At 36.9% G+C, this 12,597-nt stretch carries 13 protein-coding genes, 1 tRNA gene, 1 other RNA gene and 1 other annotated feature (1 of these 16 running past the window's edge); of the genes, 4 read left to right on the top strand and 11 right to left on the bottom strand.

All coding sequences use genetic code 11. From position 1 onward, the window contains the following. From HWV59_RS01615 to tadA, 6 genes are all read right to left on the bottom strand, one after another. Positions 1-48, bottom strand: the 5' portion of a protein-coding gene (locus HWV59_RS01615) for a YaaL family protein (RefSeq protein ID WP_102233203.1). The gene continues 174 nt to the left of window position 1, outside the view; 48 of the gene's 222 nt are visible here — the first part of the coding sequence; its start codon is at positions 46-48; its stop codon lies off the left edge, out of view. A gap of 13 nt (positions 49-61) precedes the next feature. Continuing rightward, a complete protein-coding gene (recR, locus tag HWV59_RS01610) occupies positions 62-658 on the bottom strand; it encodes a recombination protein RecR (protein ID WP_102233202.1) in 597 nt (198 codons plus the stop codon). 10 nt (positions 659-668) lie between these two features. Continuing rightward, positions 669-992 (bottom strand): YbaB/EbfC family nucleoid-associated protein, encoded by a 324-nt coding sequence (locus HWV59_RS01605; protein WP_102233208.1) that lies wholly within the window; start codon positions 990-992, stop codon positions 669-671. A gap of 20 nt (positions 993-1,012) precedes the next feature. Further along, positions 1,013-2,701 (bottom strand): DNA polymerase III subunit gamma/tau, encoded by a 1,689-nt coding sequence (gene dnaX / locus HWV59_RS01600; protein WP_175637946.1) that lies wholly within the window; start codon positions 2,699-2,701, stop codon positions 1,013-1,015. A 316-nt stretch (positions 2,702-3,017) separates the two neighbouring features. Further along, positions 3,018-3,281: signal recognition particle sRNA large type (gene ffs / locus HWV59_RS01595), an RNA gene on the bottom strand. A gap of 101 nt (positions 3,282-3,382) precedes the next feature. Further along, complete coding sequence (tadA, locus tag HWV59_RS01590) at positions 3,383-3,856, bottom strand: tRNA adenosine(34) deaminase TadA (RefSeq protein WP_268921740.1); 474 nt, start codon at positions 3,854-3,856, stop codon at positions 3,383-3,385. A gap of 139 nt (positions 3,857-3,995) precedes the next feature. Between tadA and HWV59_RS01585 the strand changes: the two genes are divergently transcribed. From HWV59_RS01585 to HWV59_RS01570, 4 genes are all read left to right on the top strand, one after another. Further along, positions 3,996-4,529 (top strand): isochorismatase family cysteine hydrolase, encoded by a 534-nt coding sequence (locus HWV59_RS01585; protein ID WP_175637945.1) that lies wholly within the window; start codon positions 3,996-3,998, stop codon positions 4,527-4,529. 62 nt (positions 4,530-4,591) lie between these two features. After that, positions 4,592-5,878, top strand: coding sequence for a glycosyl hydrolase family 18 protein (locus tag HWV59_RS01580; protein WP_175637944.1), 1,287 nt, complete (start codon positions 4,592-4,594; stop codon positions 5,876-5,878). A 170-nt stretch (positions 5,879-6,048) separates the two neighbouring features. Next, a complete protein-coding gene (locus tag HWV59_RS01575; RefSeq protein ID WP_175639958.1) occupies positions 6,049-6,708 on the top strand; it encodes a deoxynucleoside kinase in 660 nt (219 codons plus the stop codon). After that, complete coding sequence (locus HWV59_RS01570) at positions 6,686-7,354, top strand: deoxynucleoside kinase (protein WP_102233198.1); 669 nt, start codon at positions 6,686-6,688, stop codon at positions 7,352-7,354. Before HWV59_RS01575 ends, HWV59_RS01570 begins: the two co-directional genes overlap by 23 nt. Positions 7,355-7,512: 158 nt before the next feature. On the opposite strand, the gene HWV59_RS01565 is transcribed toward HWV59_RS01570, so the two are convergent. The 5 genes from HWV59_RS01565 to HWV59_RS01545 all read right to left on the bottom strand — a co-directional run bounded on the left by HWV59_RS01565 (position 7,513) and on the right by HWV59_RS01545 (position 12,491). After that, a tRNA-Ser gene (locus tag HWV59_RS01565) sits at positions 7,513-7,605 on the bottom strand. A gap of 141 nt (positions 7,606-7,746) precedes the next feature. Then, positions 7,747-9,030: a serine--tRNA ligase gene (gene serS / locus HWV59_RS01560; protein WP_175637943.1), complete on the bottom strand. Its 1,284-nt coding sequence runs from the start codon at positions 9,028-9,030 to the stop codon at positions 7,747-7,749. 73 nt (positions 9,031-9,103) lie between these two features. After that, positions 9,104-9,324 (bottom strand) — a binding site (T-box leader). 63 nt (positions 9,325-9,387) lie between these two features. Next, complete coding sequence (gene pdxT, locus HWV59_RS01555; RefSeq protein WP_175637942.1) at positions 9,388-9,963, bottom strand: pyridoxal 5'-phosphate synthase glutaminase subunit PdxT; 576 nt, start codon at positions 9,961-9,963, stop codon at positions 9,388-9,390. 16 nt (positions 9,964-9,979) lie between these two features. After that, positions 9,980-10,867 (bottom strand): pyridoxal 5'-phosphate synthase lyase subunit PdxS, encoded by an 888-nt coding sequence (gene pdxS / locus HWV59_RS01550; protein WP_175637941.1) that lies wholly within the window; start codon positions 10,865-10,867, stop codon positions 9,980-9,982. 295 nt (positions 10,868-11,162) lie between these two features. Beyond that, positions 11,163-12,491 carry a D-alanyl-D-alanine carboxypeptidase family protein gene (locus tag HWV59_RS01545; protein ID WP_217708479.1) on the bottom strand — a complete coding sequence of 443 codons (1,329 nt, stop codon included), beginning with the start codon at positions 12,489-12,491 and terminating at the stop codon, positions 11,163-11,165. Positions 12,492-12,597 lie beyond the last annotated feature (106 nt).

The raw sequence follows: 12,597 nt of genomic DNA, 5'->3' as shown, positions 1-12,597 counted from the left end.
TTGTTGATCATATTGATTTCTTAACCAGCCCTTTCGCCGAAAAAGCATGAAACATCCTCCTCTACAACTCTCTTCTTCCTTCTAATGCTTTCGATAAAGTAACCTCATCGGCATACTCTAAATCTCCACCTACGGGTAAACCATGAGCAATTCTCGTTAGTTTTATTCCAGATGGCTTTAAAAGCCTTGAGATATACATAGCTGTTGCTTCCCCTTCAATATTCGGGTTTGTCGCTAGAATAACCTCTTGTATAACATCATCCTGCAATCTTTTTAAAAGTTCAGGAATCTTTATATCTTCTGGTCCAATCCCTTCCATAGGTGATATAGACCCGTGCAGAACATGATATAAACCGTTATATTCCTTCATTTTTTCCATTGCTATAACATCTTTAGGGTCTTGTACTACACACACAACACTTTTATCACGTCGTGCATCTTCACATATGTAACAAGGATCTTGATCAGTTATATGTCCGCAAACAGAACAATAGGTAAGATTTCTTTTTGCGTTAACGAGTGCTTTTGCGAAGTCAAGCACAACATCTTCCTTCATGTTTAGGACAAAAAAAGCCAGTCGAACGGCCGTTTTCGGACCGATTCCTGGCAATTTCATAAAGCTATCAATTAGCTTTGATATTGGTTCAGGATAATGCATGATAATCCTCCTAGAACATTCCTGGTAAGTTCATTCCTTTTGTGAACTGACCCATTGTCTCATTTGTTAGGTCATCCATCTTCTTCAATGCATCATTAGTTGCCGCTAAAACTAAATCTTGAAGCATTTCAATATCATCTGGATCTACTACTTCTTCTTTGATATTTACTTCAAGCACTTCTTTTTGTCCATTTACTACAACTGTTACCATACCGCCACCAGCTGTACCTTCGACAGTTTTTTCAACAAGTTCCTCTTGTGCTTTCGCCATATCCTTTTGCATTTTTTGCATTTGCTTCATCATTTTCTGCATATTTCCCATACCTCCACGCATCATATCTTCATTCCTCCAAATCATTCTTTTATTTCAATTAGTTCATTTCCAACTAACTTTCTTGCTTCAGCAATAAGCGGATCTTCTTCACCGCTTTGCTCAGGTTGATCTTCTTCTTTTTGATCACTTAAAAATTCTTTTCTTATTTTACCCCAATCTTGCTCAGGGACGCCAACCATTTCCATGCTTTTACCGACAATTTCTTGTAAGATTACCTCTAAGTTAGTGCGTACATTATTATTATTTTCCGCTACCATCTTACAATGAATTTCAAACTTAAATTTTAAAACAAAGGCATTCTCTGAAGCTGCTACCGGCTCACTATCATTTAAAAGTGCTGCATGTGATACTTTATTCTGACGCCGAAGCATTTCTAAAAGCTCCGCCCATCTCCCTTTAATGACGTCTAAATCTTTTCTCGTCGCAGTTTTTAGGATTTCTTGTATCCTGCCTTCCGGAGTTTTATATCCGCTTTTCATAGACCTTTGCTTCGGTTCTTTTGAACCTGTATTTCCTTGTTGAGGTGCTGAAATCCCTTGCTGTTTAAGTCGGTTTACTTCTGATTGTAAACTAGTTATTTTTTCTAGTAAAGATTGATACTCTTCCTGATTATTGTGAGATGGAGTTGTTTGTTGACAGAGCTTCACTAAGGCAACCTCAAGGAAAATACGGGGATGATTTGTCCATTTCATTTCCTGTTGGCTCTTACTTAACAGTTCAATGATCTCATATATTTCAGAAGATGGTATTTCCTTGGATAACTGAATAAATTGATCATCTACCGACACACGCTCTAAAACATCCTCCAGTGTAGGTGCTGTCTGATATAGGAGCATATCACGATAATAAAAGATAAAGTCTTCAATAAATCTACTCGGGTCTTTTCCCTGATACATTAATTGATCCAATGCTTGCAGGGCAACTGTCACATCTTTATGATGGATTGCTTCTGCAATCTTTCCAATCATCTCTTGTGATACCGATCCTGTTATGAGTAATGCTTCATTTAATGTTACTTGATCATCACTATATGAAATTGCCTGATCAAGTAAACTTAATGCATCACGCATACCGCCATCAGCTGCTCTCGCAATAACATCAAGTGCTTCCTCTTCGACATTTACCTGTTGATTATGTATAATCTCTTTCATTCTCCCTACAATAGAAGCAGCTGTAATTCTTCGAAAATCAAATCGTTGACAGCGAGAGATAATTGTTAAAGGAATTTTATGAGGTTCAGTTGTAGCTAATATAAAAATAACATGCTTTGGTGGTTCTTCGAGAGTTTTTAATAAAGCATTAAAGGCTCCAATGGATAACATATGAACTTCATCAACAATATATACTTTATATTGAACTGAAGATGGAGCATATTTCACTTTATCCCTAATATCTCGTATTTCATCTACACCATTATTTGATGCAGCATCAATTTCAATTACATCTGAAATGGAACCGTTTGTAATACCTTTACAAGCAGCACACTCATTACAAGGCTCAGCAACTGGTGCTTTTTCACAATTGACTGCTTTTGCAAAGATCTTTGCTGCGCTCGTTTTTCCTGTCCCACGTGGTCCTGAAAAAAGATAGGCATGTGAAAACTTGTTTTGTAATAGGGCATTTTGTAAGGTTTTTGTAATATGTTCTTGCCCAACCACATCATGAAATAGCTGTGGTCGAAAAACACGGTATAATGCTTGATAACCCACAAAAACGTCTCCCTTCTATTTCATCTTCTTTATTATAACAACCATCGTCACTTTTACAAAGTTGTTTCTTAGAAAAGCGCAAGCGCCTTATAAATTATGATACTAAGAAAAGCGCAAGGCGCCCGCCTATCGGCGACAAGCATAAGGCGAATAGGAATAGAAGGTGCTCTTTACCTTCAATTTCTATTTGACTAGACCCTAAAGCCGATGGCGCCTGGAGCTAGACACTAAAACTATGTACAAAATTTATATTTTCTTAACGTGCAAAATAAAAAACTCACTCAAAATGAGTGAGTTTTATTTAAAATATAAACTGCCGTGCACCTTCCGTCGATTAGCCACCATAGGCGTTACTTAAGCAGTTAGCTCGGCTCAGGCAACCCTGCGGCACATGAGAGTTTCCACTTAATGCTGCTTCCTTCCGGACCTGACATGGTTCATGGATTCCCATTGCGCAGGACCCAAGCGTCAACACCACTTACTTAAGGCAGCCCTACAGTAAGCTAACCTCTAGAAGGGATTCGGCCTCGCTAGAGCGGATTGCGAGTACAGGGCACCGCTACCTCCCCGCTTAGCACGGCAAAATTGATACCATATTAAGTTGCATCGTTTTTGTCGACGCATGTATAAGTATATATGCTAATCATATAAATTGCAACTTCTAGACGATGTAAGTTTTTGTCAGGATTGCTTTTTTTGTTTATTTCGCCTCCTTAAGTCCTTAAAAAATGAACTTAACAATTCACTACATGCATGCTCCTCAATACCCTTTGTCACCTCAACCTGATGGTTAAACCTCTCTTCTTGTAAAAGATTCATCAGTGTACCTGCACAACCACCTTTAGGATCAGAAGCTCCATATACAACCCGTCCAATCCTTGAAAGAACAATGGCTCCTGCACACATTGGACATGGCTCTAAGGTGACATATAATGTGGCATGTTCTAATCTCCAGGATCCTATCTCTTTACAAGCTTTATCTATAGCTAATATTTCCGCATGGGCAATAGATCGCTGTTCCTTTTCTCTTAGATTATGAGCTGTGGAAACAACAGTATTATCTAATACAATAACAGCCCCGATTGGGACCTCCCCTATCTCACCCGCCTTTTCCGCTTCCTCTAAAGCTAAATTCATATAATATTGATCATTCAAATTAATAGATCCTCCCTATAGAAATGATACAATTGTTACATATTAATCTCATGTTAAGTAGAAATCACTTTTGATAAGTTAAAGTTTTAGGTTCCTACTTATCAATGCCTAAACTGTTTAAAAAGGAGAATAAGCTGATATGAAAAATAATAAACAAGCACTTCTTATTATAGACATGATTAATGACTTCAATTTTGGCCACGGCCCTATCTTAGCAGAACAAGCTGAAACAATCTCCCACAATATTCTCTCACTGAAAAATAAAATGAAAACAGATAATTGCCCTATTATCTATGTTAATGATCATTATAACTTATGGCAGGCTAACTTTGAAAAAATCGCCCGAAAATGTAGCAACTCTTTAAGTGAAAAGATTATTCACCGTTTATATCCAAACGATGATGACTTTTTTTTAATAAAACCCAAACACTCCGCTTTTTACGGAACAGCTTTGAATACATTATTATATAGTCTTAACGTAAAAGAACTCGTGATTACAGGAGTAGCCGGTAATATTTGCGTACTGTTTACAGCAAATGACGCGTATATGAGAGAATACGATATTACCATCCCTGCTAACTGTATTGCATCTAACAGCAAAAAAGATAATGACTTTGCTTTAAGCATGATGGAAAACACATTAAAGGCAACTATTACCCATAGAGAAAATTAAATAACATGCATCAGGCCTTCTCATCATATGATGTACAAAAATGTATTTTGAGGAGGACAAACATGCAAATACATATTGTCCAACAAGGACAAAGCTTGTTTGGTATTGCACAGGCTTATAATACGACTGCTGAGGAAATTATTCGTACAAATGAAATTCAAAACCCAAACAATCTAGTCATCGGCCAAGCGATTGTAATTCCTATTAAGGGAAGGTTTTATTGGGTACAGCCTGGAGATAGTTTATACTCGATTGCTCAAAGATATGGGATTTCCGCATCAGAATTAGCTAGAATTAATAATATTCCCTTGAATCAACCTCTTTCAATAGGTGTGAAGCTCTATATTCCTGAAGGAGAAAAAAGATCAGTTGAGTCAAATGCTTATATTGAACCAAGAGGCACAAGTGTTTCAGCTAACCTTGAGCAGGCAGCAAGGGATGCAGCACCATACTTAACCTATTTAGGACCATTTAGTTTCCAAATTCAGCGCGATGGAACTCTTAAAGAGCCACTTCTAAACAATTTCCCTCAAATCGCGCGGGATAATAATGTTACGTTAATGATGGCAATTACGAATTTAGAAAATGATCAATTTAGTGATGAACTAGGGAGAATTATTTTAACCAATACAGAAATACAAAATAAGCTTTTAAATAACATTGTTACAACTGCTAAGAAATATGGCTTCCGTGATATCCATTTTGATATGGAGTTTTTAAGACCGCAAGATCGTGAAGCCTATAACCAATTTTTACGAAAGGCAAAAGCCCGTTTCAACCAGGAAGGTTGGCTTCTCTCTACAGCACTGGCACCTAAAACAAGTGCTACACAAAAAGGTCGTTGGTATGAAGCACATGACTATAAAGCACATGGGCAGATAGTGGATTTTGTTGTAATCATGACATATGAATGGGGATATAGCGGCGGCCCGCCAATGGCTGTTTCACCTATAGGTCCGGTGAGAGAAGTTCTGGAATACGCCATTACTGAAATGCCAAGTCGTAAAATTATGATGGGACAAAATTTATATGGCTATGATTGGACATTACCTTTTGTTCCTGGAGGGCAATTTGCGAAGGCAGTTAGTCCTCAGCAGGCAATTCAACTTGCTAGTACAAATAACGTACCAATCCGTTATGATCAAGAGGCACAGGCACCTCATTTTAATTACACAGATGCAAGCGGAAAAGAACATAAGGTCTGGTTTGAAGACGCAAGATCCATTCAAGCAAAATTTGACCTTATTAAAGAACTGAATTTACGTGGAATAAGCTATTGGAAACTCGGACTTTCATTTCCTCAAAACTGGTTATTACTAGCTGATAATTTCCAGATAGAAAAAAAATAATAAAGCAGTAAGAGGCACTCATTACAGTATGAGTGCCTTTTTAAGTTATTCAAATACAAAACTAGAAAATGTAAACAATCCTATAAATACATTACTCAAAAAGAGAGTTGCATGGTAAAATGAATTTTGTCGATTTTTAAGATCAGGTGTTTCGTTCCAAAGGAGGACCCATAATGAATATACCCTTTATTACTGTAGAGGGACCGATCGGTGTTGGTAAAACATCATTAGCGAAAGCAATTGCCGATAACTATCAATTCCATTTACTAAAAGAAATTGTTGAGGAAAATCCCTTTCTTGGAAAGTTCTATACAGATATTGAAGAGTGGAGCTTTCAAACAGAAATGTTTTTTCTTTGCAATCGATATAAACAATTAGAAGATATTAATAAAAAGTTTTTACAAGCAACTAAACCAGTTGTAGCTGATTATCATATCTTTAAGAATCTTATCTTTGCTAAGCGTACACTAAAGCATGAACAATATGATAAGTATTTAAAAATTTATGATATTTTAACTGAAGGTATGCCTAAACCAAATCTAATTATTTATTTGAATGCTGGTCTTGATACACTATTAGCAAGAATTGAAAAAAGAGGCCGTGAAATAGAGCACAAAATAGATCCCCATTATCTTCAGCAACTTTCTGAGGACTATGAAATAGCCATGTCACAATGGGAAAAGGAAAATCCTTCGATTCCCGTTATCCGCTTTAATGGTGATACATTAGACTTCGTCCAAAATAAACAAGACTTAACATATATATTAAATACACTAGAACAGTACTTGCAAAAAGGAGCAACGACAGATGAATTTACGAGAAAAATATAAAATTCCTCACAATGCCGTCATTACGATAGCTGGTACTGTAGGAGTTGGAAAATCTACCATGACGAAAGCTTTAGCAAAGGAGTTGAATTTCAAAACTTCTTTCGAAAAGGTAGATTCAAATCCGTATCTTGATCAATTTTACGCTGATTTTGAAAGATGGAGCTTTCATTTACAAATCTATTTCCTTGCAGAACGTTTCAAAGAGCAAAAGAAAATTTTTGAATATGGCGGAGGATTTATCCAGGATCGTTCCATTTATGAAGATACAGGAATCTTTGCTAGAATGCATTATGAAAAAGGGACAATGTCTGAGGTTGACTACGAAACATATAAAAATCTTTTTGAGGCAATGGTAATGACTCCGTATTTCCCACATCCAGATCTTCTCATTTATTTAGAAGGAAGCTTGGATGATATTTTATCCCGCATTAAATTGCGAGGGCGTCCGATGGAACAGCAAACACCTGTTGAATATTGGACAGAAATGCATCAAAGATATGAAAACTGGATTAATAATTTTAATGCCTGTCCTGTTTTACGTATAAATATTAATGATTATGATATTATGGAAAATGAACAATCTATTGAACCTATTATCGAGAGAATCGGCTATTTTATCGAACAGACAAAATTTCTAAAAAAATAAAAGGATGACATAAAGGTTTTTCTTCCTTTATGTCATCCTCTTTTTATATGTAAAAATAACTTAAATTTAGATACAAAAAAAATCGTTACTGAATTGTAACGATTTACATCAATCTCCCATATTTTATGCGCTGAATATGAGAATATATTTTAAAATTATGGAGGAGGAAAGGGGATTCGAACCCCTGCGGGCTTTGACACCCCTGTCGGTTTTCAAGACCGATCCCTTCAGCCGGACTTGGGTATTCCTCCGTATTGACAAGATATAATTTATCATAGATTCTATATGCCTGTCAACAATTTATCGAAACTTTTTTCACAATATTAATTTATCCTTTTTTGAATGGGATTATTCCTAAATAAGGGAGCCATTTAGACTCCCTATTCATGTTTTTAGTCTGCTATACTAATTCTTTCTTTATTTCCCATATAAGGTCTAAGTACTTCAGGAATAATAACTGTCCCATCTTCCTGTTGGTAATTTTCCAATATAGCCGCAACTGTTCGACCAATGGCTAAACCTGAACCATTTAATGTGTGAACGTGTTCTACCTTCGCTTTAGGATCTCTTCTAAATCGAATATTTGCCCGGCGTGCTTGAAATCCCTCAAAATTACTGCAAGAAGAAATTTCACGGTATGTTCCATAGCTCGGCATCCAAACCTCAAGGTCATACTTTTTAGCAGCTGTAAAGCCTAAATCTGCTGTACACATGCTCATCACACGATATGGCAGTCCTAATAGCTGAAGGACCTTTTCAGCATGCCCTGTCAGCTTTTCAAGCTCTTCATAAGAATCCTCCGGTTTAACAAAGCGAACAAGCTCTACTTTATTAAATTGATGCTGACGGATTAATCCTCTTGTATCTCTTCCGGCAGATCCGGCTTCAGAACGGAAATTCGCACTAAACCCTACATAGCCAATAGGAAGTTGTTCAACATTAAGGATTTCCTCACGGTGCATATTTGTAACAGGTACTTCTGCAGTCGGTATTAAGAAATAATCTTCTCCTGCAATTTTAAAAGCATCTTCCTCAAACTTAGGCAACTGACCTGTCCCTGTCATACTATCACGATTCACGATAAAAGGTGGGATGATTTCTGTATAATCATGCTCATCAACATGAAGATCCAACATAAAGTTAAAGAGTGCTCTCTCCAAACGGGCACCTAAGCCACGATAAAAAACGAAACGGCTTCCTGTTACTTTTGCTGCTCGTTCAAAATCCAGAATTTGTAGACCATCTGCAATATCCCAGTGTGGCTTTGGTTCATATCCAAAGTTAGGTTGTTCGCCCCATGTTCTAATTTCAACATTATCATCTTCTGTTTCGCCAACCGGAACACTATCATGAGGAATATTAGGAATAGATAATAAAAGGTGATCCAGCTCAGCCTCTACCTCACGTAATTGCTCATCAAACCCTTTAATTTTTTCTCCTACTTCTTTCATTTCCTTGATTAAATGATCCGCATCCTGCTTCTCTCTTTTTAGCTGAGCAACTTGGGCAGAAACATCATTTCTTTTGCTTTTTAACTCTTCAGTAGAAGTAATGAGCTCTCTTCTTTTTTTATCAAGTTCTTCAAACTTTCCAAAATCAGTTAAATCCTCACCGCGTTTAGATAACTTTTCTTTTACTTCTTCAAGATTTGTACGTAGAAATTTAATATCTAACATAATGACTGCTCTCCTTTTCATAATTTGCCCGTGACGAGGAAGATTCTAAGCAACAAAAAAACTCCCGTCCCCAAAAAGGGACGAGAGTTACCCGCGTTGCCACCCTAGTTAAGAATACACACTGTATTCTTCACTTAATGAATAACGGTCATAGCCGGAATAGCCTACTTAAACAATTGTTAGTTCAGCCATTCATTCAAGGATGGATTCGCAGGCATCTATCACCGATTTTCACCAGCCATCGGCTCTCTATAGATAGAACATCATGCTACTAGTTCCTATCATCACGTTTGCTTAATTTATTTAGTATAAATTAATTTACTATAAGTTTATAGTAGTCGCAAGTTTTTTATACACTTATTTAGACTCTTTTACCATATTTACAAATAATTGAGTCATCCGATGATCATCTGTTAATTCCGGATGGAATGAGCATCCAAGGAATTGTCCTTGACGAGCTGCAACAATTCGGCCATTATGCTTCGATAGAATCTCCACATCTTCACCAACCTCAACAATATGAGGAGCGCGGATAAAGACTCCTACAAAGTCCTCTCCAACACCGGTAATCATTAATTCAGCCTCAAAACTATCCTTTTGACGGCCAAATGAATTACGCTCTACCGTTACATCTAATAACCCTAAGTGAGATTGATCATATCCCACAAGATTCTTAGCCAACAGAATTAATCCTGCACATGTACCAAACATAGGCTTTCCAGATGCAGCAAACTCTTTTAATGGCTCCATAAAATTATATTTATCGATAAGGCGACGCATCGTTGTGCTCTCGCCACCAGGAATGATTAAGCCATCAAGGTCTGCAAGCTGATCAACTGTTTTAACAACAACTCCCTCAGCTTCACATGCCTCTATTGAACGAACATGCTCTCTTACAGCACCTTGTAACCCTAATACACCAATTTTCAGCATGTTAAAAACTCCTTTGTTACCAACCACGCTCTTGCATTCTGTGCTCTGGTAAAAGACTTGAAATTTCAATTCCCTGCATTGCAGATCCAAGTCCTTTAGAAAGTTTCGCAATTAGTTCATAGTCTTGATAATGAGTTGTTGCTTCTACAATTGAGCGTGCAAATTTAGCTGGATTTTCTGATTTGAAGATACCAGATCCAACAAATACTCCATCAGCACCTAGTTGCATCATTAACGCAGCATCGGCAGGAGTTGCTACACCACCGGCAGCAAAGTTAACAACCGGTAATTTACCTTCTTTTTTAATTTGAAGAAGAAGCTCAAAAGGAGCACCTAAATTTTTCGCTTCTGTCATTAACTCATCTTCGCTCATTGCAGCTACTTTGCGAATTTGTGCATTCACTTTACGCATATGACGAACAGCTTCAACAATGTTTCCTGTTCCCGGCTCACCTTTTGTACGAAGCATAGATGCACCTTCTGCAATACGGCGAGTTGCTTCACCTAGATCACGGCAACCGCAAACGAATGGTACTGTGAAGTCACTTTTTAATAAGTGATACTCTTCATCTGCAGGAGTTAAAACTTCACTTTCGTCAATATAGTCTACACCCATTGCCTCTAATACACGTGCTTCTACAATATGTCCGATACGTGCTTTTGCCATAACTGGAATCGATACAGCATTCATTACTTCCTCTACAATTGTTGGATCAGCCATTCTTGCTACACCACCGGCAGCACGAATGTCAGCAGGAACTCGTTCAAGTGCCATTACAGCAACTGCGCCTGCTTCCTCAGCAATTTTAGCTTGCTCTGCATTTACAACGTCCATGATGACGCCGCCTTTTTGCATTTCTGCCATTCCACGCTTTACGCGGTCAGTACCTGTTGTATTACTCATTGTGGTTGTCCCCCTTATGTAATGTCCTAGTAACTAGGATTTGTTTTAGATTAAGAAAAATTCATCTACGCTATATTTTATCCTAAGTTCTAAAAAAATCCTATCAAAATTCAATTAATTAGTAAAACAATTCCTATATATTTTACTATTCTATCATTTAACAATTAATAATTTTCTATTATAGCTTAGTTTTCATGATACGAATACTTTTTTATGTATTTTAGATGATCATAAATTATTAATGAGTCGCAATATAAAAAGACTCCCTATAAAGAGAGTCTTTTTCATCATAATATTAAAACCAGCCTTTTACTGTATCTGATACTGTGCCCCATAAATCTCCAAAGAAGCCTCCAATACCCCTCATAGAGAGAATAAACCAGTTGGCCTTTTCAACTTTTTCATTCGTTACAAGGTCTACTTGAGAGAGTGTATCACTTTTGATATTTGTTAAAGCTTGACCTTCTCCCTCATAATTAATTGTCATTTTACCTACAACATGGTCTTTTTTAACTGGTGCGGTTAATTCCCCTGCTTTTGTTAATTGATCCTGGTCAATTTCAAAGGTTGGCTTATAGGCGTCCTCTTCACCGTTTTTCACTACAAGTTTTACGGCATCCTTGGTATGAATGGATACTGAATCTTCCTTACCTTTTACTACAGGAATAGTTGATTGCTTTTCAATTTGATAATTTGCTGGAAATACTTCTTTTACTGAGAAGTTATCGAATGCGTAGTCTAACATTTTTTCTGTCTCAGGGAAGCGTGAATTTTTCACATCTCCCTCATTTCCTTGTGCATCCATCACAACAGTAATAACACGCATACCATTTTTAGTTGCAGTAGCAGTAAAACAAGATCCTGCTGAAGAAGTTGAACCTGTTTTCAAACCGTCTACACCTTCATAACCATAAACTAACTCAGGAAGCATCCAGTTCCAGTTTGGCATGAGAGTTGCGTCATCAGTACCTTCTCTAAAGGTTTTTTTAGGAATACTTGCTGTTTCTAAAACCTCTGGGTAATCTTGAATTAATCTTTGTGAAAGTAAGGCCATATCTCTTGCTGACAATTTACTTTCTGCATTCACATCTGTACCTTCAGGATGCATGCCAGATAAATCCTTATTTTCTAATCCTGTCGCATTGACAAATTCATAATTTGTTAAGCCTAGCTCTTTCGCTTTGTCATTCATCATTTTGACAAAAGCTTTCTCTGATCCTGCAATTAATTCAGACAAAGCAATAGCTGCACCATTAGCAGAGTAAATAGCCATTGCTTCATATAATTCTTGTACGTTATAGCTGCCATCTAGTCTTAAAGGTACATTTGAAAGATTTCCATTTTGTGAAATCTTATAAACATATTCACTTGGCTTATAGGTTTGATCCCAGCTAATTTTTCCTTCTTTAATTGCCTCTAGAACTAAGTATTCTGTCATTACCTTTGCCATACTTGCAATAGGTAGTTTTTCATCAACATTTTTTCCATATAAAATTGTTCCAGTAGATTCCTCAATTATGATTGCTGCTCCTGCATTAATTGATATCGGCTCTGCAGCCTGAGCAGACGTATAAGGAAAAATGGATGAAACAATAAAGGTTAAAGCAAATAGAATTGCTATCATTTTCTTTATTCTCACGTTGTACACTTCCTCCAAATTATATTATCTATATGAAAACTCCATTTGAATTTTGCTTTCTTAAAGAAACAACAAAATTGATTTTATCATA

Origin of the sequence: Metabacillus schmidteae (assembly GCF_903166545.1) — a bacterium.
Taxonomy (GTDB): Bacteria; Bacillota; Bacilli; order Bacillales; family Bacillaceae; genus Metabacillus; species Metabacillus schmidteae.
Note: the sequence above shows the minus strand (reverse complement) of the source record. Positions and strands in the feature narration are given on the sequence as shown.